Source organism: Empedobacter sp. UBA2044 (assembly GCF_002333005.1).
Taxonomy (GTDB): domain Bacteria; phylum Bacteroidota; class Bacteroidia; order Flavobacteriales; family Weeksellaceae; genus Empedobacter; species Empedobacter falsenii_B.
On sequence record NZ_DDBA01000002.1, the window covers coordinates 30,626 to 57,394 of the forward strand.

The 26,769-nt window shown below is 34.3% G+C and carries 22 protein-coding genes; 16 read left to right on the plus strand and 6 right to left on the minus strand.

Translation table 11 applies throughout. The features are described 5' to 3' along the window. Positions 1–51: 51 nt before the first annotated feature. Positions 52–1,563, minus strand: coding sequence for a GH3 auxin-responsive promoter family protein (locus B4E59_RS00440; protein ID WP_291050604.1), 1,512 nt, complete (start codon positions 1,561–1,563; stop codon positions 52–54). A 52-nt stretch (positions 1,564–1,615) separates the two neighbouring features. Here B4E59_RS00440 and B4E59_RS00445 point away from each other — a divergent pair, with 52 nt between their 5' ends. From B4E59_RS00445 to thrC, 5 genes are all read left to right on the plus strand, one after another. Further along, the gene (locus B4E59_RS00445) at positions 1,616–2,407 is read left to right on the plus strand and encodes a DUF2797 domain-containing protein (RefSeq protein ID WP_221854722.1); all 792 of its coding nucleotides are present in this window, start codon (positions 1,616–1,618) and stop codon (positions 2,405–2,407) included. A gap of 153 nt (positions 2,408–2,560) precedes the next feature. Next, positions 2,561–2,989, plus strand: coding sequence for a hypothetical protein (locus B4E59_RS00450; protein ID WP_147280028.1), 429 nt, complete (start codon positions 2,561–2,563; stop codon positions 2,987–2,989). A 216-nt stretch (positions 2,990–3,205) separates the two neighbouring features. Further along, a complete protein-coding gene (gene thrA / locus B4E59_RS00455) occupies positions 3,206–5,659 on the plus strand; it encodes a bifunctional aspartate kinase/homoserine dehydrogenase I (protein ID WP_286494979.1) in 2,454 nt (817 codons plus the stop codon). A gap of 3 nt (positions 5,660–5,662) precedes the next feature. After that, positions 5,663–6,646, plus strand: a complete 984-nt coding sequence (locus tag B4E59_RS00460; RefSeq protein WP_291048841.1) for a homoserine kinase — start codon at positions 5,663–5,665, stop codon at positions 6,644–6,646. Positions 6,647–6,648: 2 nt separating this feature from the next. Next, positions 6,649–7,956, plus strand: a complete 1,308-nt coding sequence (gene thrC / locus B4E59_RS00465) for a threonine synthase (RefSeq protein ID WP_291048844.1) — start codon at positions 6,649–6,651, stop codon at positions 7,954–7,956. A gap of 73 nt (positions 7,957–8,029) precedes the next feature. On the opposite strand, the gene ilvA is transcribed toward thrC, so the two are convergent. The 5 genes from ilvA to ilvD are packed head-to-tail and all read right to left on the minus strand — an operon-like array spanning position 8,030 to position 14,855. Continuing rightward, the gene (gene ilvA / locus B4E59_RS00470) at positions 8,030–9,313 is read right to left on the minus strand and encodes a threonine ammonia-lyase IlvA (protein WP_221854717.1); all 1,284 of its coding nucleotides are present in this window, start codon (positions 9,311–9,313) and stop codon (positions 8,030–8,032) included. A gap of 34 nt (positions 9,314–9,347) precedes the next feature. Continuing rightward, positions 9,348–10,829 carry a ketol-acid reductoisomerase gene (gene ilvC, locus B4E59_RS00475; RefSeq protein WP_286494976.1) on the minus strand — a complete coding sequence of 494 codons (1,482 nt, stop codon included), beginning with the start codon at positions 10,827–10,829 and terminating at the stop codon, positions 9,348–9,350. A gap of 41 nt (positions 10,830–10,870) precedes the next feature. Further along, the gene (gene ilvN / locus B4E59_RS00480) at positions 10,871–11,464 is read right to left on the minus strand and encodes an acetolactate synthase small subunit (RefSeq protein ID WP_180905464.1); all 594 of its coding nucleotides are present in this window, start codon (positions 11,462–11,464) and stop codon (positions 10,871–10,873) included. 6 nt (positions 11,465–11,470) lie between these two features. Beyond that, positions 11,471–13,231 carry a biosynthetic-type acetolactate synthase large subunit gene (gene ilvB, locus B4E59_RS00485; RefSeq protein ID WP_219034513.1) on the minus strand — a complete coding sequence of 587 codons (1,761 nt, stop codon included), beginning with the start codon at positions 13,229–13,231 and terminating at the stop codon, positions 11,471–11,473. Continuing rightward, the gene (gene ilvD, locus B4E59_RS00490; RefSeq protein ID WP_221854713.1) at positions 13,164–14,855 is read right to left on the minus strand and encodes a dihydroxy-acid dehydratase; all 1,692 of its coding nucleotides are present in this window, start codon (positions 14,853–14,855) and stop codon (positions 13,164–13,166) included. The genes ilvB and ilvD overlap by 68 nt, the downstream gene beginning before the upstream one ends. 482 nt (positions 14,856–15,337) lie before the next feature. Here ilvD and mfd point away from each other — a divergent pair, with 482 nt between their 5' ends. The 11 genes from mfd (at position 15,338) to B4E59_RS00545 (ending at position 26,756) form a co-directional block, all read left to right on the plus strand. Continuing rightward, entirely contained in the window at positions 15,338–18,706 is a 3,369-nt protein-coding gene (gene mfd / locus B4E59_RS00495; protein WP_291050608.1) for a transcription-repair coupling factor, read from the plus strand. Positions 18,707–18,925: 219 nt separating this feature from the next. After that, the gene (locus B4E59_RS00500; protein WP_291050611.1) at positions 18,926–19,291 is read left to right on the plus strand and encodes an NADH-quinone oxidoreductase subunit A; all 366 of its coding nucleotides are present in this window, start codon (positions 18,926–18,928) and stop codon (positions 19,289–19,291) included. Positions 19,292–19,320: 29 nt separating this feature from the next. After that, positions 19,321–19,893, plus strand: a complete 573-nt coding sequence (locus B4E59_RS00505) for an NADH-quinone oxidoreductase subunit B (RefSeq protein WP_038333376.1) — start codon at positions 19,321–19,323, stop codon at positions 19,891–19,893. A gap of 9 nt (positions 19,894–19,902) precedes the next feature. Then, entirely contained in the window at positions 19,903–20,442 is a 540-nt protein-coding gene (locus B4E59_RS00510) for an NADH-quinone oxidoreductase subunit C (RefSeq protein ID WP_038333373.1), read from the plus strand. Between the two features lie 2 nt (positions 20,443–20,444). Further along, a complete protein-coding gene (locus tag B4E59_RS00515; RefSeq protein ID WP_038333370.1) occupies positions 20,445–21,686 on the plus strand; it encodes an NADH-quinone oxidoreductase subunit D in 1,242 nt (413 codons plus the stop codon). Positions 21,687–21,701: 15 nt separating this feature from the next. Next, positions 21,702–22,193 carry an NADH-quinone oxidoreductase subunit NuoE family protein gene (locus B4E59_RS00520; protein ID WP_115002287.1) on the plus strand — a complete coding sequence of 164 codons (492 nt, stop codon included), beginning with the start codon at positions 21,702–21,704 and terminating at the stop codon, positions 22,191–22,193. Further along, entirely contained in the window at positions 22,193–23,551 is a 1,359-nt protein-coding gene (gene nuoF, locus B4E59_RS00525) for an NADH-quinone oxidoreductase subunit NuoF (protein WP_221854711.1), read from the plus strand. The genes B4E59_RS00520 and nuoF overlap by 1 nt, the downstream gene beginning before the upstream one ends. Before the next feature lie 7 nt (positions 23,552–23,558). After that, a complete protein-coding gene (locus B4E59_RS00530) occupies positions 23,559–24,641 on the plus strand; it encodes an NADH-quinone oxidoreductase subunit G (RefSeq protein ID WP_291050614.1) in 1,083 nt (360 codons plus the stop codon). Between the two features lie 24 nt (positions 24,642–24,665). Next, positions 24,666–25,715, plus strand: coding sequence for an NADH-quinone oxidoreductase subunit NuoH (gene nuoH, locus B4E59_RS00535; RefSeq protein ID WP_291050617.1), 1,050 nt, complete (start codon positions 24,666–24,668; stop codon positions 25,713–25,715). A 22-nt stretch (positions 25,716–25,737) separates the two neighbouring features. After that, positions 25,738–26,238: an NADH-quinone oxidoreductase subunit NuoI gene (gene nuoI, locus B4E59_RS00540; RefSeq protein ID WP_038333352.1), complete on the plus strand. Its 501-nt coding sequence runs from the start codon at positions 25,738–25,740 to the stop codon at positions 26,236–26,238. Continuing rightward, positions 26,238–26,756 carry an NADH-quinone oxidoreductase subunit J family protein gene (locus B4E59_RS00545; RefSeq protein WP_038333350.1) on the plus strand — a complete coding sequence of 173 codons (519 nt, stop codon included), beginning with the start codon at positions 26,238–26,240 and terminating at the stop codon, positions 26,754–26,756. Before nuoI ends, B4E59_RS00545 begins: the two co-directional genes overlap by 1 nt. Positions 26,757–26,769: the final 13 nt, after the last annotated feature.

The following is a 26,769-nucleotide window of genomic DNA, read 5'->3' on the forward strand; positions in this document are numbered from 1 at the left end:
TCCTATTTATTTTAAACCAAAAAAAGAGAATCATATTGATTCTCTTTTTTATTATGATCGATTATTTAATTCAATTAATGGTTCTATAAATTCGCGTGTGTTTGCTAGCCTCGGAACTTTATTTTGTCCACCTAACTTACCACGTGAAGCCATCCATTCGATGAATAATTTTTTGCGAGCTTTGTGTACAATTGGGCGATTAAGCGTCATATTATTGTAACGTTTTGCTTCGTAATCCGAATTAACTTCTTGCAAACCTTTATCTAAACATTCAATAAATTGCTCAAAATTTTCAGGTTCTTTATCAAATTCGATTACCCATTCATGCGCGCCTTTTTCTTTCCCTTGCATAAAAATTGGACCAGCACTATATTCAGAAACAATTGAATTTGTTTGATTACAAGCGCGTTTCAAAGCTTCTTCGGCATTTTCTATCATCAATTCTTCACCAAATGCATTGATATAATGTTTTGTTCGTCCAGAAACAACAATTCTGTGTGGATTTTTAGATGTAAAGCGAACTGTATCACCAATAATATAGCGCCATAAACCTCCATTTGTTGTAATCACTATGGCGTAACTTTTACCAACTTCAACTTCTTCAATTGTTAAAAATCGTTGATTTGATGAACCAAATTCTTCCATTGGAATAAATTCGTAAAAAATTCCGTTGTCTAATAATAACAACAAATCTTTACTATTTAATTGATCCTGAATTCCAAAAAAACCTTCAGACGCATTATATAATTCGAAATAATTTAATTTTTTCTGAGTAATTAAATTATAATTTTCTGCATAAGGTTTGAAGCTAATTCCACCATGAAAAAACACTTCGAGATTTGGCCATAATTCGTCCAAATAATTCTTTCCAGTTTCGGATAATAATTTATTCAACACAACTAACATCCATGAAGGAACGCCAGTTAAAGAACCAACATCTTCATTTTTTGTTGCATTGATAATCGCATTCATCTTCACATTCCAATCAGACATTAAAGAAATCTCACGATTCGGAATATTTTTCATCTCAGCATAAAAAGGTAAATTATCAATCAGAATAGCTGACAAATCACCAAAACGCGTATCATATTTTTGATAAAGTTCACTACTTCCACCAATTCTTAAGTTTTTGTGCATAAAAATATCCGTTTCGGGATAAGCGTTTAAGTACAATGCAAACATTGTTTTTCCTGCTGCGTAGTGACAATCTTCTAAGGATTCATTACTAATCGGAATAAATTTACTTTTGGCATTTGTTGTTCCAGAAGATTTCGCAAACCATTTTATTTTTCCATACCAAGTAACATCTTTCTCTCCTTTTCTTGCTAATTCAATATAAGGTTGAAAATCCTCGTAATGTACCGCAGGGACTTGCTCTTGATATTTATGTGTCGTTTTGATTTCGTCAAAATGAAATTCTTTTCCGTAAATAGTCGATTTGGCTTTTTTGATATTCTCAAATAACACACGTTCTTGCGTACCAACTGGATTTTTGATACTTTCCTCGATGATATTCATTCGGCTACGCATCATAATTTCCATAATCTTATTGACTATTCCCATCCGCTAAAAGTTTTGTAGATTTACACAAAATTAATTAAACTTTTTTAGCAAGATGCAGTTTGAAGGACAAATTCGTAAAATGACAACTGAAAATGGAACGCCAATCAATTATTATTGGAATTTCAAGAATGATTTTATTGTTATGAATCAATTGTTAGGAAAAAAAATCAAGATTAACTTTGATCATTACGAATGTTTAAACTGTCACGAGGACAAAGAGATTTATCAGATGGGATATTGTAAAAATTGTTTTTTTACAGTTCCAGAAGCTAATCCAAGTATTATCAATCCAGAACTTTCTACAGCACATTTGGGAATTGCGCAACGTGATTTAGAGTTTGAAACGAAATTCGAATTGCAACCGCATATTGTGTATTTGGCAAATTCTTCGGGAATAAAAGTTGGTGTAACACGTTTAACTCAAGTGCCGACTCGTTGGATCGATCAAGGAGCATCAGAAGCTATTATTATTGCACGAACGGATAATCGTTACGAAGCTGGAATGATAGAGGTTTCGTTGAAAAATGTTATTGCAGATAAAACAAATTGGCAAAGAATGTTGAAAAATGATGTGCCAGAAATTAATTTGTTTGAAAAGTATCACGAAATCAGAAATGAAGTGAATCCAGATTTTCAACAATTTTTGGTTGATGAGCCAGAAGTTTGGAAGTTAGACTATCCAGTTTTATCTTATCCAGAAAAAGTAAAATCATTAAACTTGAAAAAAACGCCAGAAATAGAAGGTGTTTTGAAAGGAATAAAAGGTCAATACTTGATTTTTGAAGACAATACCGTTTTCAATGTTCGAGGTCACGAAGGTTTTTATGTGAATTTTAAAGTGTAAAATTTATTTTACAATAAAATATATTCAAAAGTCGATTTTGTAACAGAATCGACTTTTTTTGTTTCTATCTATTTGATTTCAATAAAAATACTTGTTTTTTATCTTATTTATTTTTACATTAGTTATAATCAATTAACACAAAAAATAGGAATTATGAAAGCAAGTGCATTACTTATGGTTGGTGGTATTTTGGCTTTAACAGCATGTAATAAAAAATCAGATTTGCCAGATTATAAGGTGAAAGAAGCAGTTTTAGATGTTTACAAATACAGAGCAGATAAGCCAGATTCACTTTTTTCGAAAGTAGAAGGCGTAAATGTGGATGATTTGAATGCGGTGGTTAAACAATATGGGCCAGTTGATGTCTACAACTTTGAGAAAATGACGCCTCTTGAAGATGGTGACAAAACAGTTTACGAAGCAGTTTATAAAGTATCTTTTAAAGGAGCAGAAGGTACAGAAACTTTTAAAGTACGAAAAATTGATAAACTAGACGGAATTGTTGTTGGCTATGCAAGTGATGTAAAACCTGTTGCTGAACCAAATGATTCATTGGCTGTAAAAAAGGATTCGGTGAAATAAATATAAAAAAAGAATAAATACGTAATGATTTATTGAAAAAGTTTGTATATTCGTTATCAATAATGAAACAAAACGGATTAGATACAATCATTTCAATTACGACGACTTCTAGTGTTCACACTTAGAGGAGTTTTGTTATGTATTTAATTCTAAAAAAATAATGCAAAAGCATCTTCTCAAAAGGAAGATGCTTTTTTTATGATCAAAATTTAAATTATGAAAGTTTTAAAATTCGGAGGAACATCAGTCGGATCGGTAGAAGGTATTCGCGCGGTCGTAGAAATTGTTAAACAGGAAAAGCAACAAAATAACTCGATTATTTTGGTTGTGTCTGCTATTTCTGGTTTGACCAATTTATTAACCAAAATGTCTGAAGAAGCTTCATCAGGAAATTTTGATGAAAATGATTTAAAACTTTTTCAAGACAAACATTTCGAAATTGTAAAAGCTTTAATCGATGTGCCGAATCAAAATCCGATTTTAACAAAATTAAAATTGTTGATGAATGAGTTGGAAGCATTATTAGAAGGGGTGGAAATTCTGAAAGAATTAAGCCCTCAAACAAAAGATTTGATTTTGAGTTTCGGCGAAAGATGTAGTGCTTTATTAATAGCAAAAGTAATGCAAGAGCATGTTGGAAATTCATTGGCGATTAATGCATCAGATTATATTTTGACTGATCATAATTTTGGTCAAGCGAATGTTATCGAGGAAAAATCGTTTCAGAATATTCAACAATTAGCAAAAGATTATTCGGATAAATTATTAGTTGTAACAGGGTTTATTGCTGCTAATGAAGAAGGACGAGTGACAACTTTGGGAAGAGGAGGTTCTGATTACACTGCGGCTTTGATTGGTGCGGCTTTACATGCAGAACAAATTGAAATTTGGACAGATGTAAATGGAATGATGACGGCGGATCCTCGTTTTGTGAACAAAGCTTTTTCGTTAGAAAATTTATCGTATACAGAAGCGATGGAATTGTCGTATTTCGGTGCGAAAGTGATTTATCCGCCAACAATGGCTCCAGCTTTTAAACTTCGAATTCCGATTTTAATTAAAAACACATTTCAACCGGATTTTGAGGGAACAAAAATTCAGTTCGATTCGCAACCAACAGATTATCCAATTAAAGGAATTTCGTCGATCAAAGATATTGCATTAGTCAATATAAAAGGAAGCGGCTTGGTTGGCAAATTGGGCTTTAGTGGAAAACTTTTTTCACTTTTAGCGCAACATCATATCAACATTGTGTTGATTACGCAATCTTCGTCAGAGCATAGTATCACGCTTGCCATTCATCATAATGAAGTCGAAAAAGCAAAGCAATTAATTGAAGAAGAGTTTTGTTTGGAAATTGCAGTAAAATGGTTGGAACCAATTGAAATTGAAGAAAATCTCGGAATTATTGCAATTGTTGGAGAAAACATGAAGAAAATGGTTGGTGTTTCGGGCAAGTTATTTTATGCATTAGGACGAAATGGAATCAATGTCAGAGCGATTGCGCAAGGTTCTTCGGAGTATAATATTTCGGTTGTGATTAACGAAAATGATTTGTCAAAAGCTTTAAATGCGGTACATGATGCGTTTTTTAATCATTTGAAAAAAACAATTCATGTTTTCAATGTTGGAGTAGGAAATATTGGGTCGACATTTTTAAATCAATTAGAAAAACAGAAAGATTTTTTAGCAAAAAATAATGATATCGAAATAAAATTGGTTGGATTATCAAATTCAAAAAAAATGATGTTTGATGAAAACGGAATTAATTTATCGAATTGGAAAAATGAATTAGAAAATTCTTCTTCTCCAGCTGATTTGAATGAATTTATCCAAAAAATGAAACAGTATAATTTACCAAATTGTGTTTTTGTAGATAATACTGCGAGTTCTGATTTGCCAAATTATTACAAACAAATTTTTGAAAGCAGTATTTCGGTTGTAACATGTAATAAAATTGCGAATTCATCTTCTTATCAAGAGTATAAAAAATTGAAAGAAACTGCTCGAAAATATGGCATTGATTTCCTTTATGAAACGAATGTTGGAGCAGGTTTACCAATTATTAGCGTGTTGAAAGATTTAAGAATGAGTGGAGATCAAATCTTAAAAATTGAAGCAATTTTATCAGGAACAATTTCGTATATATTTAATCATTTTAAAGGTGAAAATACATTTGCCGAAATTGTAAAAAAAGCGCAAGAATTAGGTTATACAGAACCAGATCCTCGCGATGATTTGAGTGGAATAGATTTTATGCGAAAAATGTTGATTCTTGCTCGTGACAATGGTTACGAAATTGAAGCGGGAGATGTAAAAATCGATTCTATTTTGCCTAAATCTTGTTTAGAAGCTGCAACTGTAGAAGATTTTTATCAAGAATTAGTCAACGAAAATGATTATTTCGAAAAGATAAAACATCAAGCAGATGAGGAGCAGAAAGTGATTCGTTACATCGGGATTTTAGAAGATGGGAAAATATCAATTTCGTTAGAATTGGTGGATAATCAACATCCGTTTTATGCCTTGTCTGGAAGCGATAATATTATTTCTTTTACAACAGCGCGTTACAAGGAACGTCCTTTGGTTGTGAAAGGACCTGGAGCTGGTGCAGAAGTTACAGCAGCTGGCGTTTTTGCAGATTTAGTTAATATAAGTTCAATACGATAAAAGATGAATCAAATAATCGAAAATAAATATAAGCTTGATCAAGCGAAGTTTTTAGATAAAGTACATGTTTTTGCTCCTGCAACAGTTGCCAATATGATCTGTGGATATGATATTTTGGGCTTTGCGGTGGATTATCCAGGTGATGAGGTAATCATGAAAAAGACAGAAAAGTTAGGAATCGAAATTCTGACAATTACAGGTGACGAGGGTAAATTGCCTTTGGATGCGATGAAAAATACAGTTTCTCATTCGGCATGGAAATTATTTTGTGATTTAGGTCTACAAGATTCTTTTGGATTATCGATAGAATTACACAAAAAAATGCCAATTGGAAGTGGTTTAGGTTCAAGCGCGGCGAGCACAGTTTCTGGACTTTTTGCATTGAATGAATTATTAGGAAAACCACTTTCTAAAAATGAGCTTTTGCCTTATTGTATGGAAGGCGAACGATTGGCTTGTGGCGCTGCTCATGCGGATAATGTTGCGCCATCGTTGTTTGGAGGAATTACGTTGATTCCTTCTTATGAGCCGATTTTGGTGCGTTCTTTACCTGTTCCTGAAAATTTATATGTCACACTGATTTACTCAAAAGTAGAAGTGCCAACAAAGGATGCGCGCAAATTAATTAAAGATAAAGTGCAATTGAGTAAAGCAATAAAGCAATGGGGAAATATTGCAAGTTTGGTTGCAGCGCTTTATGAGAATGATTACGAAGAAATTGGTCGTTCGATGCAAGATGATATTGTCGAACCAAATCGTTCTTTATTGATTCCATATTTTAATGAAATGAAAAGTATTTCGCTCGAAAATAATGCATTAACATTCGGTATTTCTGGTTCTGGACCAACAGTTATGGCGTTATCTAAAAGTAAATTGGGTGCAGAAAATATCGAACAAAAACTAAATGATTTTTTGACGATAAAAGAAATTGAACATTTATCATTTGTCTCTAAAATTAATCAACAAGGACCTTACATAAAACACTAAAAATGAAATTATATAGTACAAATAATCATAATAACAGAGTCGATTTTAAACAAGCGGTTTTCCAATCTTTGCCAGAAGATAAAGGATTGTATATGCCTTTGTCGTTGGAAAAATTAGATGAAAATTGGTTGAATTCTATTGAAAATTATTCATTTCAAGAGATTGCGAAAAAGGTGACAAATCACTTATTAAAAGATGATTTTTCTGAAGAAACGATTAATAATTTAATTGATGATGTAATTAATTTTCCTGCGCCTTTGGTGTTTTTAGAAGATGATTTAGCTATTTTGGAATTATTTCACGGACCTTCTTTTGCTTTTAAAGATTTTGGAGCAAGATTTATGAGTCGCGTGATGGCACATTATTCAAAAAAAGATAATCAATTGTTAGATGTTTTGGTCGCAACTTCTGGCGATACAGGAGGCGCTGTAGCACTTGGCTTTCTGGGAGTAGAAGGAACGAGAGTAACGATTTTGTATCCAAAAGGAAAAGTGTCGCTGATACAAGAATTGCAATTAACGGCGAATGGAAAAAATATTCGTGCCATAGAAATCGACGGAACTTTTGATGATTGTCAAGCATTGGTCAAGCGAGCTTTTTTAGACAAAGATTTAATGAAAAATCTAAACTTAACCTCAGCAAATTCAATTAATATTGCTCGCTTAATTCCGCAATCTTTCTATTATTTCGAGGCATTTGCCCAAGCAAAAAGAAAAGGTTTTGAGAAAGTTTCTTTTGTTGTTCCGAGTGGAAATTTCGGGAATATTACAGCAGGTATTTTGGCTTCAAAATTAGGATTGGAAGTAGAACAATTTGTTGCGGCTACAAATGCGAATGATACTGTTCCATTATTTTTAAAAACCGAAAATTATCTACCCAAACCTTCTGTACAAACGTTTTCGAATGCGATGGATGTTGGAAATCCGAGCAATTGGGTTCGTGTGATGGAATTTTTCGAGCAAGATATGGAGCAATTAAAATCAAAAATGGTTTCAAAAGCTTTTTCAGATATTGAAACGACAAATGCAATTGTTAAAATTAATCAAGAATATGATTACATTGCTTGTCCGCATACGTCGATTGCGTGGTTGGCAGCGAAGGAATACCAAGCGAAAAAGCAAGATGAAAAAGAGTTAGTGGTATTTTTATCGACAGCGCATCCGTGTAAATTTCCTGAAGTTTTTCCGAAAGAAATACGAGATAAAATTGTCTATCCAAAAGAAGTCGAAGAATTGAAATCGAAACAATCGAATAAAGTTAAAATGAACAATAATTTTGATGAGTTAAAAAATTGGTTGTTGAATAATTAATAAATTAAAAAGCAAAGTTTCTAACTAAATAGAAGCTTTGCTTTTTTTGAATAGTATATTAATGATGGAAAAATTATCCAATCATTAACGAAAAGAGTGTGTTGTCTGTGTTAAGATATTGATAGTCGAAATGATGATTTTCTAATCTAAAAATTAAACCATCTAAATCTTCTTTTTTGTCTAATTCAATGCCAACTACTGCTGGACCTGTTTCTTTGTTATTTTTTTGCGTGTATTGGAAATAGGTGATGTCATCATTTTCACCCAAAACTTCGTTCACTAATTCTTTTAAAGCGCCAGCACGTTGAGGAAAATTGATAATGAAATAATGTTTCAAACCTTCATATTGCAAACTTCTTTCTTTTATTTCTTCCATTCGCGTAATGTCGTTGTTGCTTCCACTAAGCACGCAAACCACATTTTTTCCTTTGATTTCTTCCTTGAAAAAATCTAAAGCCGAAACACTCAAAGCGCCTGCTGGTTCTACAACAATTGCGTCTTCATTGTACAAACGCAAAATGCTCGAACAAACTTTTCCTTCTGGAACAGCACAAGTTGTTTCTAAACCTTCTGCACAGATTTTGTAGGTTTTTTCACCTGCTTTTTTTACAGCTGCGCCATCTACAAAAGGGTCAATCTTCGCTAATGCAACAGATTGTTTTTGTTTGATAGCTTCTGCCATACTTGCTGCGCCACTCGGTTCTACGCCAATAATTTTGGTGTTTGGACTAAGTGTTTTCATCACAGAAATAACGCCAGATGCTAAACCTCCACCGCCAATTGGCACGAAAATATAATCGATTGGTTGATTGCATTGATTCAAAATTTCTAAAGCAACAGTTCCTTGTCCTGCGATTACTTTTTCGTCATCAAAAGGATGAATAAATGTAATATTTCCTTCTTGGGATAATTGATGTGCAAAAGCCGATGCATCATCAAATGTATCACCATGTAAAATGATTTCGATTTGATCTTTCCCAAACCATTTTACTTGTTTTATTTTTTGTTGAGGTGTCGTCGTTGGCATCACAATTTTACCTTTGATATTTAATTGTTGACACGAATACGCCACACCTTGTGCGTGATTTCCTGCACTTGCGCAGATTACACCATTATTTTTTTCTTGTTCTGATAACTGAACGATTTTATTATAAGCACCACGTAATTTGTATGAACGGACGACTTGTAAATCTTCTCGTTTTAGATAGACATTCGCATCAAATTGACGACTTAAATTTTCATTGAAATCGAAAGGAGTGTTTTTGGCAACTCCTTTCAAATTCATTTGTGCTAAGTTTACTTCGTCAAGCGAAACGCCTAAGGTCTCAGTTTTCTCACTTCTAAGTCCCTTTGTCATAATTCACTATTTTCTTAGTTATTTTAATATTTGATTATGCCGTTTTTATGGTTTTCATAGCAGTCATTGCTTTACGAAGTTTTTTTCCCACAGTTTCGACAGGATGATTACGTAAAACATCATTTATGTGTACCAATGTCGCATTGTCAACAGCATTGTCTTTTCCTTCGTTGTAATTTTTTCCGACAACGTCTACGTTTACTTTTGTCATAAAATCTTTTAACAAAGGTTTACAAGCCTGATCGAAAAGATAACAACCATATTCTGCTGTATCAGAAATTACACGATTCATTTCGAATAATTTTTTACGAGCAATTGTATTTGCAATCAATGGTGTTTCGTGTAATGATTCGTAGTAAGCAGATTCAGGTTTAATACCTGCTTCCACCATAGTTTCGAAAGCTAATTCAACTCCAGCACGAACAAAAGCAACCATTAAAGTGTAATGATCAAAATATTCTTGTTCAGTAATATTTGCATCTCCAGCGGGTGTTTTTTCAAAAGCAGTTTCTTCAGTTTCAGCTCTCCATTTTAATAAGTTTTTATCATCATTCGCCCAATCTTCCATCATTGTTTTACTAAACTCACCAGAAATAATGTCGTCTTGATGTTTTTGGAATAATGGACGCATAATATCTTTTAATTCCTCTGATAGTTCAAAAGCTTTAATTTTAGCAGGATTACTTAATCTATCCATCATACCGCTAACTCCACCATGTTTTAAGGCTTCTGTAATTACTTCCACACCATATTGAACTAATTTTGAAGCATAACCAGCATCAATTCCGTTTTCAATCATTTTTTCGAAAGAAAGAATAGAACCTGTTTGTAAAAGACCACATAAAATGGTTTGCTCTCCCATCAAATCTGATTTTACTTCCGCAACAAATGATGATCTTAAAACTCCCGCTCTGTGACCACCAGTTCCTGCACAATATGCTTTTGCTTGATCAAAACCTTTTCCTTCGGGATCATTTTCTGGGTGAACGGCAATTAATGTAGGAACTCCGAATCCTCTTAAATATTCTGCACGAACTTCCGAACCTGGACATTTTGGTGCAACCATTATTACTGTAATATCTTTACGAATTTGCACACCTTCTTCTACGATATTGAATCCATGAGAATATAAAAGTGTAGCACCTTGTTTAATAAGTGGTTGAACAGTATTGATAACTTGCGTATGTTGTTTATCCGGCGTTAAATTCGCAACAACATCAGCATTTGGGATTAATTCCTCGAAAGTTCCTACTGTAAAATTATGACTTGTTGCATTTTTCCAAGAATCTCTTTGTTGTTCAATCGCTTCTTTGCGTAACGCGTATGAAACATCTAAACCGCTGTCTCGTAGATTTAATCCTTGGTTTAACCCTTGCGCACCGCAGCCTACAATCACAATTTTTTTGTCTTTTAATGCGTCTGTACCTTTTGCGAATTCTGAGTTATTTAGAAATTCTGCTTGTCCTAGTTGATATAATTGACCTCTTAATGATAGTGAATTAAAGTAATTAGTCATTTTTGATTTTTTAATAAAATTATTTGTTGAATTATTCGTCTTTACATTGTGAAAACTGAGGTTCCTTCGTTTAGGAATTCATTTTCGATTACTTCTTTTGATGGCTCGTCTTTTTCGAATTGTAATAATTTTTCATGGAAACCAGCACTTGCTTTTATAATGGCTATTCTAGCTCCACGAACAAATTCTATTAAGCCATATTTAGTCAGCTCTTGTGTTAGATTATCAATTTCCTCACGATGACCAGCTGTTTCAAAAACTGTATAATCATTGCGAATCACAACTGTATTCGCGCCATATTGACGTAATAAACGTTCAACGTATGCCTTTTCAGCAATAATGTTAGTGGGTACTTTGTATAAAGCTTGTTCTTGCCAGATTAATTCATCATTATTATTGAAATAAGCTTTAAGAACATCGATTTGTTTTTCAATTTGCATGCAAAGTTTTCGAACGACTTCTTCAGATTCTTCAATTACAATTGTAAATCGGTGTACATTTTCTATTTCTGATGGAGAAGTGCTTAAACTTTCAATATTAATTTTTCGTCGAGTAAAAATTCCTGCAACTCTTCCCAAAATTCCTATGGAATTTTCTGTATATAGCGTAATTGTATATTCTTGTTTTGAGTCCATAATAATTTATTTTAATCTAATTTCAGAAACACTTGTACCTTGTTCTACCATAGGAAATACATTGTTTTCTTTTCCTACCATAACTTCTAAAAGATAAGAACCATCATGCTCTAACATCTCTTTTAAAGCATTTTTCAAGTCGTTTCTTGCTTCTATTTTTTGACCTTCTATTTGGTAGGCTTTTGCAAGTGCTACAAAATCTGGACTTGTAATATCTACGAAAGAATAGCGTTTGTCGTTGAATAATTCTTGCCATTGACGCACCATTCCAAGGAAGCTATTGTTTAGGATTAATATTTTTACTTTAGCTCCAAATTGCATAATCGTTCCCATTTCTTGTAACGTCATTTGGAAACCACCATCTCCACAAACCATGACAATGTCTTTTTCTGGTGCTCCATACCATGCTCCAATTGCTGCAGGTAAACCAAATCCCATTGTTCCTAATCCTCCTGATGTAACCAAAAGCTTAGAATCTTTGAATTTCGCGTAACGACAAGCCGACATCTGATGTTGTCCTACGTCTGTCACAATAACGGCTTCTCCTTTAGTTAATTCATTTAAGGTATTGATAACCTCAGCCATAGATATCACATCAGTTGTTGGATGGAATTCTTTATTAATAACTTCTGTACGTTCTTCTTTTTCGAGATCTCTAAATTCTTTTAACCATTGAGAATGATCATTAGGATGAATCAAATTTGTTAATAACAGAAGTGTTTTTTTACAATCTCCCCAAACAGGGACAGCAACTTTTACATTTTTACCAATCTCTGCTGGGTCAATATCAAGATGAATCACTTTGGCTTGTTTTGCATATTTGTCTAAGCGTCCAGTTACGCGATCATCAAACCTCATTCCTATGGCAATTAATACATCGCAATCATTTGTTTTAACATTAGGTGCATAATTACCATGCATACCTAATAAACCTACATATTGTGGATGATCAGTATCTAAAGAACTTAATCCCATCAAAGTTGTTGCTACAGGAATTCCAGATTTTTCTAAGAAATCGTTTAATTCTTGTTCAGCTTTTCCAAGTAATATTCCTTGACCAATAATCGCAAATGGTTTTTTTGCTTGATTAATAAGTTTAGCAGCAGCTTTTATATATTCAGTTCTTATCTCTGGTTCTGGTCTATAACTGCGAACATGCGTGCATTTCTCATACTTTTTCTTTTCGATAAGTTGTATTTGAGCATTTTTTGTAATGTCAATTAAGACAGGTCCTGGTCTTCCAGAGCGAGCAATATGAAATGCTTTTGCTAGAACATCATTTATTTCTTCTGCATCAGTAATTTGATAATTCCATTTCGTGATAGGATTAGTAATATTGATAACGTCAGTTTCTTGAAAAGCATCCGTTCCTAAAAGAGAAGCGAAAACTTGCCCTGTGATACATACAATAGGATTGCTATCAATCATGGCATCTGCAATTCCAGTGACTAAATTCGTTGCGCCTGGACCACTCGTGGCAAAAGCTACACCTACTTTTCCTGAAGTTCTTGCATAACCTTGCGCAGCGTGAATGCCTCCTTGTTCATGACGAACTAAAATGTGTTCTAATTTATCTTTGTAATCATACAAAGCATCATATATAGGCATAATTGCGCCACCAGGATAGCCAAAGACTGTTGTAACTCCTTCGGACAATAAAGCGTTAATAATCGCTTGTGAACCTGAAATTTGAGTTGGTTTATTGGTCAGTAAGACATCCTTCTGAAGCGTTTCCGACTTGCTTTGCGTATTTGTATAAGACTCCATTTTTTACTTTTAATGCGGGTTGTTTCCAGTTATTTTTTCGATTTTCTAATGTTTTTTCATCAATCAAAAGGTTTAATTCATTTTTGTTGATGTCAATTTCGATGAGATCATTATTCTCGACTAATGCGATTGGACCTCCTTCAAAAGCTTCTGGTGTTATGTGACCGACGACAAATCCGTGCGTTCCGCCACTAAATCGTCCGTCTGTAATCAAAGCGACTTTATCTCCTAATCCAGCTCCAATAATGGCAGATGTTGGTTTCAACATTTCTGGCATTCCAGGACCACCTTTCGGACCTTCGTTTCGGATGACGATAACGCTTCCAGCTTTGATTTGTAAATCTTCGATTGCTTTTAAAACTTCAACTTCGCTATTAAAAACTTGTGCTTTTCCTTTAAAATAAAAACCTTCTTTTCCAGATATTTTAGATACCGATCCGCCAGGAGCAAGGTTTCCGTAAAGCATTTGTAAGTGTCCAGTTTCTTTTATGGGATTAGATAATGGACGAATAATATTTTGTTTAGAGAAATCTAAATCAGGAACCGATGCTAAATTTTCGGCTAATGTTTTTCCAGTAACCGTTAAACAACTTCCATCGATTAAATCTTCTTGTAACATATACTTTAAAACAGCAGGAACTCCACCAACTTTACTCAAATGTTCCATCAAGTATTTTCCACTAGGTTTTAAGTCTGCTATTACTGATGTTTTATCGTTAATTGCTTGTATATCGTCTAATGATAATTTGATATTCATAGTCGCTGCAATTGCTAATAAGTGCAAAACAGCATTTGTGCTTCCGCCTAAAACAACAATTGTTTTGATTGCATTTTCTAAAGAATTCTTCGTGATGATATCACTTGGTTTAATATCTTTTTCTAATAAAATTCTTAGATAATGTGCCGCAGTTGTACATTCGTTTTTCTTTTCTTGACTAAGAGCAGGGTAAGACGAAGAATAAGGTAAACTCATTCCCATTGCTTCAATCGCCGCTGCCATTGTGTTTGCTGTATACATTCCGCCACAAGCACCTGGACCAGGACAAGCATTCTGAATGATTCCACAAAAATCTTTGTCATCAAGATTTCCGTTTAATTTTTTTCCTAATGCTTCGAAAGCAGAAACAATGTTTAATTCCTCTTCTTTGTAATGTCCCGGAGCAATTGTTCCACCATAAATCATGATCGAAGGACGGTTTAAACGTCCCATTGCCATAATCGATCCTGGCATGTTTTTATCACAACCAGGAATAGTAATTACGCCATCGTAAAAGTGTCCTGCACAAACAGTTTCGATAGAATCTGCAATGATTTCTCTACTTACTAAAGAGTAGCGCATTCCTGAAGTTCCGTTGGTAATTCCATCGCTAATTCCGATAGTGTTGAACTTCAATCCGATTAGGTTTTCGGCTTTCATTCCATCTTGTACCAACTGTGCAAATTGATTTAGGTGCATATTGCAAGTATTTCCATCGTACCCCATGCTTGCAATTCCGATTAATGGTTTTTTAAGGTCTTCGTTTGTTAAGCCAATCCCATGTAACATCGCTTGTGACGCGGGTAAAGTGTCATCTTGCGTAACGGTTCGACTATGTTTGTTTAGTGCTTTGTTGTTGTTTTTCATCACTATTTATTTGACATTGTTTGTATTAAAAACATAAAAAAAAGCCACCCTGAATAAAGGTGGCTCATAAAAAATCGTTCAAAAAATTTGTCATAAAACCACCTTTCCTAATCGTAAGACCAAGACTAAAATAATAATGATAATAATGACGAAATTGTTTTGCATAATATTGTTTAATTAATTTTTCTCCATAAAAAAAGCCACCTCGTTAAGAAGTGGCTTTAATTGTTATTTTGTACGTACACAACTAATTACCACTCCCTGGGATAAGAATGACTAAAATAATCAAGTTGATAATGTTGTGAACTAATTTCATTTTCTTTTTTTGATAAGCCAAAGCTAGGATTAATTTTTTTAACTTAGCTCAACTTTTTTTATAAATTTTCCGAAAAATTTTCATTAATTGAAAATTCGCATTTTAACATTGCTTTTTTTAAAGATTGTTTAAAAATAAGTTTATAAAATTTTATATTTGCAAAACTTTGGAACAGAAAACTATTCACAACGTTTTTAGCTTATACGATTCTTCAGATTTCGTACAGAAGCTTATTGTCAATTTTAAAAATAATCCACAGCATAAAGTCAATATCAAAGGTTTTTTAGGTTCAGGATTGAGCATTATAACTGGTCATTTATATGATCGTGTTGCGCGTCCTACGATTCTAATTTTTGATGATAAAGAAGAAGCGGCTTATGTGTTAAATGATTTGGAAACTTTGTTTGATAAAGAACAAATTCTATTTTTTCCGTCTTCTTATAAGCGTCCTTACGAAATTGAGGAAGTAAATAATGCAAATGTTGTTATTAGAACAGAGGTTTTAAATGTATTATCGCATTCGAAACGCCCAAAAATTGTGGTGACATATGCGGAAGCCTTGTCTGAAAAAGTAGTGACAAAAAAAGCGCTTTCTACGAATACACTTAAAGTGAAGGTTGGAAATGATTTAGGAATTGATTTCTTAACGGAGGTTTTATCTTCTTATAATTTTCATCGTGTTGATTTTGTTTCTGAACCGGGAGAATTCTCGATTCGTGGTGGAATTATAGATGTTTTTTCGTTTTCGAATGAGCATCCTTATCGAATTTCGTTGTTTGGTGATGAGGTGGAAACCATCAGAACGTTTGATATCGAGAATCAATTGTCCATTGCAACGACAAAAGAAATTACGATTATTCCAAATCTTGAGAGTAAATCGATTAACGAAAAACGAGAAAGTTTCTTAGAATATATTTCGAAAGATAGTTTAGTTATCGCGAAAAATATTTCTGTTTTAGCGAAACAAATCACCAAGAATTTTGAACAAGCGGAAGTTGCTTTTTCAGAATTGAAAGGAGAAATTAAACAAGCAGAACCGAATCATTTATTTTTGAATGAGAATGCATTTCTTCAACAAATTTCATCTTATGGAGTTATTGAATGTTCCATGAAATCTTATTTTGAAACAGTTGAAGAAATAGAATCACCATTCAAACCTCAACCAAGTTTTAATAAGCAATTCGAGTTATTAATTGATGATTTGAATGAGCATAAAGCCGAAGGTTTCAAAAATGCACTGATTTGTTCCAATGAAAATCAAATCAAACGTTTCGAAGAAATTTTTGATGATATCGGAAAAGAAGTTTCATATATTCCCGTTTTGGGATCTATTTATCAAGGTTTTATTGACGAAGAAATCAAATTAACGTGTTATACAGATCACCAGATTTTTGGTCGATATCATAAATTCAATCTTCGAAATTCATTTTCCAAAAAAGAAGCGATTACGCTAAAGGAAATCAATTCGTTGCAAGTTGGAGATTTTGTGACGCATATAGATTATGGGATCGGAAAATTTGCAGGTTTGGTACGATTGAATAATAATGGCGTAACGCAAGAATCAATCAAATTGATTTATCAAAATAATGATATTCTGTACGTTAATATTCATTCGTTGCATAAAATTGCGAAGTTTAGAGGAAAAGATGGCGCTGAGCCAAAAATCTCGAAACTTGGTTCGCCAGCTTGGAAAAATTTAAAGAATAAAACCAAAGCGAAAGTAAAAGAAATTGCCTTCGATTTGATTAAATTATATGCGAAACGTCGTGCTAGAAAAGGTTTTGCGTATTCGCCTGATACATATTTACAAAATGAGTTGGAAGCTTCTTTTATTTATGAAGATACGCCCGATCAGTACAAAGCGACGCAAGATGTGAAAGCTGATATGGAATCTGAACGCCCGATGGATCGCCTGGTTTGTGGTGATGTAGGTTTCGGGAAAACGGAAGTCGCGATTCGTGCGGCGATGAAAGCTGCAGTAGATGGAAAGCAAGTTGCTGTTTTGGTTCCAACAACGATTTTGGCTTTTCAACATTTCAAAACATTTTCAGAGCGTTTACGAGATTTGCCTGTGAAAGTTGCTTATCTCAATCGATTTGTAACAGGAGCAAAGAAAAAGGCCGTTTTAGATGGTTTAAAATCTGGTCAAGTTGATATTGTGATTGGGACGCATCAATTGGTTAATCCAAAAATTGAGTACAAAGATTTAGGCTTATTAATTGTGGATGAAGAGCATAAATTTGGTGTTGGTGTAAAAGATAAATTGAAAACGCTTCGCGAAAATATTGATACATTAACGTTGACTGCAACGCCAATTCCGCGTACACTTCAATTCTCTTTAATGGCTGCGCGAGATTTATCGGTCATCAAAACGCCTCCGCCAAATAGACAGCCTGTCGATACGCAATTGGTTGGTTTCAATGAAGAGATTTTTCGTGATGCGATTATGTACGAAATGCAGCGTGGCGGACAAGTTTATATCATTCACAATCGTGTGCAATCCTTGAAAGATATTGCAGGAATGGTGCAACGATTAGTTCCTGATGCGCGCGTGGCGATTGGTCATGGACAGATGGATGGAAAAGAATTAGAAGCTGTTTTACTCGATTTTATTGATGGTCGATATGATGTTTTTGTGTCAACAACGATTATCGAATCCGGTTTGGATGTTCCTAATGCGAATACAATTTTAATTAATGATGCGCAGAATTTTGGTTTGGCAGATTTGCATCAAATGCGTGGACGTGTTGGTCGTAGTAACCGCAAGGCGTTCTGTTATTTGGTTGCGCCGCCGCTTTCGGTTTTAACGGACGAAGCGCGTAAACGTTTGCAGGCGATTGAGCAGTTTTCTGATTTAGGTTCTGGATTTAATATTGCCATGAAAGATTTAGAAATTCGTGGAGCGGGAAATCTTTTAGGTGCTGAACAAACAGGATTTATGATGGATATTGGATTCGAAACGTATCAAAAAATCTTGAATGAAGCGATTGAAGAATTGAAAGAAACGGATTTCAAAGATTTGTTTGAAGATCAAAAATCGGAAGAAGTAAAATCGTATGTATCGGATGTGCAAATTGATTCGGATTTACAAATTATGTTCCCAGACGAATACATTGAAAGTTCGGAAGAGCGTTTATTGCTGTACAAAGAATTAGCTGATGTCGAAACTGAAACAGAATTACAAACGTTTAAAAATAATTTGATTGACCGCTTTGGAAAATTACCAATTGAAGCCGAAAATTTATTGGAATCAATTCAACTGAAATGGATCAGTAAAAAATTAGGTTTCGAACGTTTGGTGATGAAAAATGGTGTTTTATTGGCTTATTTTATTAATAAACCACAAAGCGAATTTTATCAGTCAGATGAATTTAGATTAATTTTAAATTACGTTAAAAATAACCCTAAAAACATCAGTTTTAAGGAAAAATCATCCAAAAAAGGAGAAGAGTACCCAACATTGTTAGTACGATTTGAACATATTAAAACTGTGCATGAATCACTACAAGGTCTACAAAATTTATTAATTCATTAACTTTTTTAAGTTTTAATTAGTAATCTAATAAAATACATAGGGAGAATTGACCAAGTTGTTAGTTCTCCTTTTTTTATTCAATCATCAAACTTCCGATATAGATAAATAATATATAATTTATCACATAGAGAACTATAACTTACTGAAAACTAATTTACATAAATAATATGATATTTTATTATTATTTTTATCGATAAAATATTAGTTGGAAAAATAGTTATGGAAACAGCATCAAGTTATATTCCTATTCTCATTCTTTTTGTGGTTGCTTTTGCGTTTGTAGCGGGTACTATCGTTGCGACACATTTTCTTGGGCCATCGAGAAAGACAGACGAAAAATTAGAGAATTTCGAGTCTGGGATTGAGAAAGTTGGAAATGCAAGACAGCCATTTGCAATTAAGTACTTCTTAGTAGCCATTTTATTCGTGTTATTCGATGTAGAGGTAATCTTTTTTTACCCATATGCAGCGAATTTTAAAGAATTAGGTTGGGAAGGTTTTGCAGCAGTTGTAACATTCGTTGGATTATTCTTTGTGATGTACTTGTATGTACGCAAAAAAGGAGCTCTTAATTGGGAAAAATAGAGCGATTAAAATTCTAAAATAATAGTATAATGATTCATAATAAAAGACCAGTAACACACAATACCAATGTGAAGATAGTAGAGTCTCCAGGAGGTTTTGAAGGTGAAGGTTTTATGGCGATGCAACTATCAAAAGTAGTTGGATTAGCGCGTAAAAACTCTATTTGGCCTTTACCATTTGCGACAAGTTGTTGCGGAATTGAGTTTATGGCGACTATGGGTTCGACATACGATTTGGCACGTTTTGGATCTGAACGTTTGGCTTTTACGCCTCGTCAGTGCGATTTGTTGATGGTAATGGGTACAATTTCTAAAAAAATGGCGCCAGTTCTGAAGCAAGTTTACATCCAAATGGCAGAACCTCGTTGGGTGATTGCTGTTGGTGCTTGTGCAAGTTCGGGAGGAATTTTTGATACATATTCGGTCTTACAAGGAATTGATGAAGTAATTCCAGTAGACGTATATGTGCCAGGTTGTCCGCCTCGTCCAGAAGCAATTATCGATGGTGTAATGCGTATTCAGGAGTTGGTAGAGAGCGAAAGTGTTCGTCGCAGAAGTAGCGAAGAATATCAACAACTTTTAGCAAGTTATGGAATTAAATAAGTTGAAATAATGGACAATTCATTTATAAAAGACCGTTTGGTTCAGAAGTTTCAAGAAAATATATACGGATACGAAGAGCATTTCGGTGTATTGACTTTATACGCTAACAAAGATTTCAATCTAAAGATTTTACAATATTTATATGATGATGAGCAATTATCTTTCAAATTTTTGAAGGATTTAACTGCTATTCATTATCCTAATAATGTTGGAGAAGAATTGGTTGTAACCTATTTAGTTTATAATCTATATGAAGGAGTTGAGGTTCGATTAAAATTTGCTTTACCAATCGAAAAACCTTCGATTTTTACAGCAACTAAATTATTCGAAACAGCTAACTGGTTAGAGCGCGAGGCGTACGATTTCTATGGAGTTGATTTTGTAGGACATCCAAATTTAATTCGTGTCATGAATGTTCCAGAAATGGATTATCATCCGTTACGCAAAGAGTTCCCATTAGAGGATCAAACACGTAAAGACAAAGACGACGATATGTTTGGTCGAGGTGGTGATTTCAATTATGGAGGTTTTAATGTAAAAGCAAATTAACCATGGGAAAAGAGAAAACTAAAAAATTAAAGCATCTTGATCTTCCAGATGGTTCGTTAGAAAAAAGCACAATTACCTTAAACTTAGGACCTACGCATCCTGCAACACATGGGGTGTTTCAAAATATTTTAGAGATTGATGGTGAAATCATCAAATCTGCGGTTCCTACAGTTGGGTATATTCACCGTGCTTTTGAGAAAATTGCTGAACGCAAACCTTTGTACCAAATTACACCTTTAACAGACCGATTGAACTATTGTTCGGCGCCGTTGAATAACTTAGGTTGGCACATGACAGTTGAGAAATTCGTTGGAATTGAAGTTCCAAAACGTGTTTCTTATTTGCGTGTTATCATTATGGAATTAGCTCGTATGGCAGATCATATCGTATGTAATTCGATTATGGGTGTTGATACAGGAGCATTTACAGGATTCCTTTATATGATGAAATATCGCGAGTTGATTTATGAGATTTACGAAGAAATTTGTGGTTCTCGTTTAACAACAAATATTGGTCGTATCGGTGGTTTCGAACGTGATTTTTCTGAAGTTGCTTGGACAAAAATCCATCGTTTCGTGAGAGAGTTTCCAGATGTCTTAACAGAGTTTGAAAACTTATTTTTACGTAACCGAATTTTTATGGATCGTACACAAGGAGTTGGAGGAATTTCGGCTGAGCGTGCTTTAAATTATGGTTTCACAGGACCAAATTTACGTGCGGCTGGTGTAGATTATGATGTTCGTGTAGCGAAACCATATTCTCGTTACGAAGAATTCGAATTCGATATTCCAGTTGGTACAACGGGAGATTGTTACGATAGATTCTTAGTTCGTGGTCAAGAAATGTGGCAAAGTTTAAGTATCATTAAACAAGCAATTGCAAAAATTGATGCATTAGAAGGAGAAGAAGCAACGCAGTATCATGCTGATGCTCCAGACTTTTATTTACCACTAAAGAAAGATGTTTACACAAAAATGGAAGCGTTAATCTATCACTTCAAAATTATTATGGGAGAGGTAGATATGCCAAAAGGAGAAATTTATAATTCAATCGAAGCTGCAAATGGTGAGTTGGGTTATTATTTCGTTTCTGATGGTGGACGTTCGCCATACCGTTTACATTTCCGTAGACCTTGTTTCATTTATTATCAAGCTTATCCAGAATTGATTGAAGGATCAATGATTTCAGATGCCATTATCACAATGAGTAGTTTGAATTTGATTGCTGGAGAATTAGATGCTTAATAAAAATTATTAAAAATGGCAATTCAATTTTCAGAAGAAACACAACAAAAAGTAGATAAAATCATTGCACGTTATCCATCGGATAAAAAACAAAGTGCATTGATTCCTTTACTTCATGTCGCACAAGCTGAGTTTGGTGGTTGGTTAGACACTCCTCATTTAGATTATGTTGCAGAAGTATTAGAAATTTTACCAGTAGAAGTTTACGAAGTAGCTTCATTTTATTCGATGTTTAACTTAAATCCTGTAGGGAAATTTGTGTTAGAAGTTTGTCAAACAGGACCTTGTATGTTAAGAGGTTCAGACAAAATTATTGAACACATCAAAACAAAATTAAATATTGAAGCTGGTGGAACTTCGGCAGATGGTTTATTTACATTAAAACCAGCCGAATGTTTAGGAGCATGTGGTTACGCGCCAATGCTACAGTTAGGAAAAACGTATCGTGAGAATTTAACGATCGAGAAAGTAGACGAATTAATCGAGGAATTGAAAAAATTAGCATAATGGGACAAAAATTACTGTTAAAAAATATTGATGTTCCAGGAATTCGTCAGTATCAAGCTTACCGCGAAAACGGTGGTTATGCAAATGCTGAAAAAGCATTTAAAATGACAACTGATGAAATCTTAGAAGAAGTAAAAACTTCTGGTTTAAGAGGTCGTGGTGGTGCAGGTTTCCCAACTGGAATGAAATGGAGCTTTTTGGCAAAGCCAGAAGGTGTTCCAAGACACTTAGTGGTAAACGCGGACGAATCTGAACCAGGAACGTTCAAAGATCGTTTCTTGATGGAATATATTCCTCATTTATTAATTGAAGGAGTTTTGATTTCATCATTCTGTTTAGGTTCTAATACATCATTTATTTATATCCGTGGAGAATATGCGTGGGTTGCAGAAATTTTAGAAGAAGCAATCGATGAAGCAAAAGCTGCAGGTTGGTTAGGTAAAAACATCCAAGGAACAGGTTTCGATTGCGAAATTTATGTTCAACGTGGAGGTGGAGCTTATATCTGTGGTGAGGAAACGGCATTGTTAGAATCGTTAGAAGGTAAACGTGGAAATCCACGTCTAAAACCACCTTTCCCAGCTGTTAAAGGTTTATGGGGAAGACCAACGGTTGTAAATAATGTGGAAACAATCGCTGCAATTGTTCCAATTATTGAGATTGGAGGAGAAGCATATTCTAAAATTGGAGTTGGTCGTTCTACAGGAACTAAATTAATTTCAGCTTGCGGAAATATTAATAAACCAGGTGTTTATGAAATTGATATGACAATCACGGTTGAAGAATTTATCTATTCAGACGAATATTGTGGTGGTATTCCAAACGGAAAACGACTTAAAGCATGTATTCCTGGAGGAAGTTCTGTACCAATTGTTCCAGCAAACTTATTGTTAAAAACAGCTGAAGGTAAACCTCGTTACATGAATTATGAAAGTTTATCAGAAGGAGGATTCCAAACAGGAACCATGATGGGTTCTGGAGGATTTATTGTTTTAGATGAAGATCAAGATGTTGTTTATCACACGTATACATTAGCTCGTTTCTATCGTCACGAATCATGTGGGCAATGTTCACCTTGTCGCGAAGGAACAGGTTGGATGGAAAAAATCTTGAAACGAATCGATGAAGGAAAAGGAAAAATGTCTGATATCGAATTGTTATGGGATGTTCAACGTAAAATCGAAGGAAATACAATTTGTCCATTAGGAGATGCAGCGGCTTGGCCAGTTGCAGCGGCAATTCGTCACTTCCGTGATGAGTTTGAATGGCATATTAATAATCCGGAAGAATGTTTGACGCGTAATTTTGGTTTAGCGCATTACGCTGATCCAATCGAAATTAAAGAAACCGCAAATTAATACGAAGATGGCAGAAGAAACACCATTATTTAAAATTACCATCGATAACGAAACGATTGAAGTACCTGCGGGAACAACGATCCTTCAAGCCGCTCGTATGATTGGTAAAGAAGTAGCACCTCCAGCGATGTGTTACTACGGTAAATTAGAAAACACAGGAGGAAACTGTAGAACATGTTTGGTAGAAGTATCAAAAGGTAGTGAATCAGATCCTCGTCCAATGCCTAAATTGGTTCCGTCTTGTCGTACAACAGTTATGGACGGAATGGTTGTAGGCAATAAAACTTCTGAGCGTACAGTTGAGGCACGTAAAGGGATTGTTGAATTATTATTAATCAATCACCCTTTAGATTGTCCAGTGTGTGATCAGGCAGGAGAATGTAAGTTACAAGATTTAAGTTACGAGCACGGAGCAGAAGCAACGCGTTACGAATTTGTTCGTCGTACATTCCCAAAAGAAGATTTAGGTCCAAATATTCAGTTGAACATGAACCGATGCATTTTGTGTTATCGTTGTGTAAAAACTGCAGATCAGATCACAGGTTGTCGTGAGCATGGTGTAATGAATCGTGGAGATCACGCTGAAATTTCAACTCATATCAACAAAAGTTTAGATAACGAATTCATCGGAAATATTATTGATGTTTGTCCAGTTGGTGCATTAACAGATAAAACGTTCCGTTTCAAAAATCGTGTTTGGTTCTTGAAACCAGTTGATGCTCATCGCGATTGTCCGACTTGTTCTGGTAAAGCACAAGTGTGGTTCCGTGGAAATGAAGTTTTCCGTGTAACAGCTCGCAAAGATGAATTTAACGAAGTAAAAGATTGGATTTGTAACACATGTCGTTTTGATAAAAAAGATATCAACGATTGGACGTTAGAAAAACCTTCAGAAATTTCTAAAGATTCTGTTGTTCGTCAAGGTCATTACTTTGAGAACAAAGTGGAGCCAAAAGAAACACTTCCGAAAGTTATCAAACGCGATCCAAAAATTTTATTAGATATTCATTCGGTTTCAGAAGTAAATGAACCAAATCGTGATTTATCTAAAATTGATGGACCAGCAACAAGTAAAGATTTTAAAGATTAATCATTCGAAAATAAAATTAACAAAATGACAGAAGAATTTATTGCTGATGCATTAGAAAAGTTAGCTTTAGTAGGCGTAATGATTGGTTTTGCATTAGTTGTTGCCATGTACTCTACTTGGGCTGAACGTAAAGTTGCAGCATTCTTACAAGATCGTATCGGACCAAACCGTGCAGGTATTTTTGGTTTATTACAACCACTTGCCGATGGTTTAAAATTATTCTCGAAAGAGGAAATTACACCAAAAGATTCGAATAAATTTTTATTCATCTTAGGTCCATCTTTGGCAATGATTGTAGCTTGTATGACAGGTGCAGTTATTCCATGGTCGACAGCTTTCGAGATTGGAGATCGTGTAGTTATTCCTCAAATTGCAGATGTTAACATCGGGTTTTTATACATTTTAGGTGTATTAAGTTTAGGTGTTTATGGAATTATGATTGGTGCTTGGGCATCGAACAACAAATACTCTTTAATGGGAGGTTTGCGTGCAGCTTCGCAGATTATTTCGTACGAATTACCAATGGGAATCGTGTTAATCACCATTTTGATGATGACAGGTTCTCTAAAATTGAGTGATATTGTACATTATCAACAAGAACATGCATGGTTTATCTTATTACAACCATTAGGATTTATCATTTTCTTGGTGTGTTCGTTTGCAGAAACTAACCGTACTCCGTTCGATTTACCAGAAGCAGAAAATGAATTAATTGGAGGTTATCACTCAGAATATTCTTCGATGAAGATGGGATTCTTCTTATTTGCAGAATACATCAACATGTTTATCAGTTCTGTGGTAATTTCTACCATCTATTTTGGTGGATACGATATCCCATTTGTAGACGATGCAACATTAGTAAACTCTATCGGAGTGAATGGAACGGCAATTCTTAATTTCCTTTCATTATTCGGTAAAGCTTGTTTCTTCATCTTCTTCTATATGTGGGTGCGTTGGACAATTCCTCGTTTCAGATATGACCAATTAATGGATTTAGGTTGGAAAAAATTATTGCCTTTAGCATTAATCAATATGTTAATTACAGGCTTAGTGATTTTATTATTAAACAAGTAGAATCATCAAAATCATTAAAAGTATGAAACCAATTACAAATAGAGTAAAACAAGTAGAACGTAAACCCCTTACTTTTTGGGAAAGTATCTATTTGATTTCTATCGCAAAAGGGTTGATGATTACATTGAAGCACTTCTTTTCGAAGAAAGCAACAATTAGTTATCCAGAAAAACAAAGACCGTTTAGTCCTGTATTTAGAGGATTACACGTTTTGAATAGAGATGAAGAAGATCGCGAAAATTGTACGGCTTGTGGACTTTGTGCTTTGGCTTGTCCAGCAGAAGCGATTACAATGGAAGCAGCAGAAAGACTTCCTGGTGAAGAAAATCTTTACCGCGAAGAAAAATATGCAGCGAAATATGAAATTAACATGTTACGTTGTATTTTCTGTGGATTCTGTGAAGAAGCTTGTCCAAAAGATGCTGTTTATTTATCGCAAACAGTTCCACCAGCAAGTTTCAAACGTCAAAACTTTATCTATTCGAAAGAAGATTTATTAATCCCGAAAAAAGCTACAAATTAATGGAATTACCTATCATTTTATTCTATGTTTTGTCGAGCTTAACGGTGTTAAGTGCGCTACTAATGGTGTTCAGTAAAAATCCTGTACATTCCATTTTATATTTAATCGTAACATTCTTCTGCATCAGCGGACATTATGTATTGCTAAACGCACAGTTTTTGGCAATTGTAAATGTCATTGTCTATGCCGGAGCAATTATGGTATTGTTCTTATTCGTGGTGATGTTGATGAACTTGAATAGTGAAAAGAAATCATTTGGTCGACCAGCAAAAATATTAGCAGCGAGTTTAATCTCTTTGTTATTTGTTGCCTTGACAATTGGTATTTTCTCACAAAATCAAGCTTCTGCAAACACAGCTGTAGAAATGGGAACAGGTGATTTAGGATTGATTCACAACTTAGGATCATTGTTATATTCAGAATATGTTTTACCATTCGAGTTGAGCAGTATTTTGTTTATTTCTGCAATGATTGGAGCGGTGATGTTATCGAAAAAGGACGAAGAATTATTGGATTAAATATAAAAAGTAA

Coding starts and splice junctions, on each gene's coding strand:
- B4E59_RS00440 (WP_291050604.1), bottom strand. CDS start 1,563: ATGGGAATAGTCAATAAGATTATGGAAATTATGATGCGTAGCCGAATG.
- B4E59_RS00445 (WP_221854722.1), top strand. CDS start 1,616: ATGCAGTTTGAAGGACAAATTCGTAAAATGACAACTGAAAATGGAACG.
- B4E59_RS00450 (WP_147280028.1), top strand. CDS start 2,561: ATGAAAGCAAGTGCATTACTTATGGTTGGTGGTATTTTGGCTTTAACA.
- thrA (WP_286494979.1), top strand. CDS start 3,206: ATGAAAGTTTTAAAATTCGGAGGAACATCAGTCGGATCGGTAGAAGGT.
- B4E59_RS00460 (WP_291048841.1), top strand. CDS start 5,663: ATGAATCAAATAATCGAAAATAAATATAAGCTTGATCAAGCGAAGTTT.
- thrC (WP_291048844.1), top strand. CDS start 6,649: ATGAAATTATATAGTACAAATAATCATAATAACAGAGTCGATTTTAAA.
- ilvA (WP_221854717.1), bottom strand. CDS start 9,313: ATGACAAAGGGACTTAGAAGTGAGAAAACTGAGACCTTAGGCGTTTCG.
- ilvC (WP_286494976.1), bottom strand. CDS start 10,829: ATGACTAATTACTTTAATTCACTATCATTAAGAGGTCAATTATATCAA.
- ilvN (WP_180905464.1), bottom strand. CDS start 11,464: ATGGACTCAAAACAAGAATATACAATTACGCTATATACAGAAAATTCC.
- ilvB (WP_219034513.1), bottom strand. CDS start 13,231: ATGGAGTCTTATACAAATACGCAAAGCAAGTCGGAAACGCTTCAGAAG.
- ilvD (WP_221854713.1), bottom strand. CDS start 14,855: ATGAAAAACAACAACAAAGCACTAAACAAACATAGTCGAACCGTTACG.
- B4E59_RS00500 (WP_291050611.1), top strand. CDS start 18,926: ATGGAAACAGCATCAAGTTATATTCCTATTCTCATTCTTTTTGTGGTT.
- B4E59_RS00505 (WP_038333376.1), top strand. CDS start 19,321: ATGATTCATAATAAAAGACCAGTAACACACAATACCAATGTGAAGATA.
- B4E59_RS00510 (WP_038333373.1), top strand. CDS start 19,903: ATGGACAATTCATTTATAAAAGACCGTTTGGTTCAGAAGTTTCAAGAA.
- B4E59_RS00515 (WP_038333370.1), top strand. CDS start 20,445: ATGGGAAAAGAGAAAACTAAAAAATTAAAGCATCTTGATCTTCCAGAT.
- B4E59_RS00520 (WP_115002287.1), top strand. CDS start 21,702: ATGGCAATTCAATTTTCAGAAGAAACACAACAAAAAGTAGATAAAATC.
- nuoF (WP_221854711.1), top strand. CDS start 22,193: ATGGGACAAAAATTACTGTTAAAAAATATTGATGTTCCAGGAATTCGT.
- B4E59_RS00530 (WP_291050614.1), top strand. CDS start 23,559: ATGGCAGAAGAAACACCATTATTTAAAATTACCATCGATAACGAAACG.
- nuoH (WP_291050617.1), top strand. CDS start 24,666: ATGACAGAAGAATTTATTGCTGATGCATTAGAAAAGTTAGCTTTAGTA.
- nuoI (WP_038333352.1), top strand. CDS start 25,738: ATGAAACCAATTACAAATAGAGTAAAACAAGTAGAACGTAAACCCCTT.
- B4E59_RS00545 (WP_038333350.1), top strand. CDS start 26,238: ATGGAATTACCTATCATTTTATTCTATGTTTTGTCGAGCTTAACGGTG.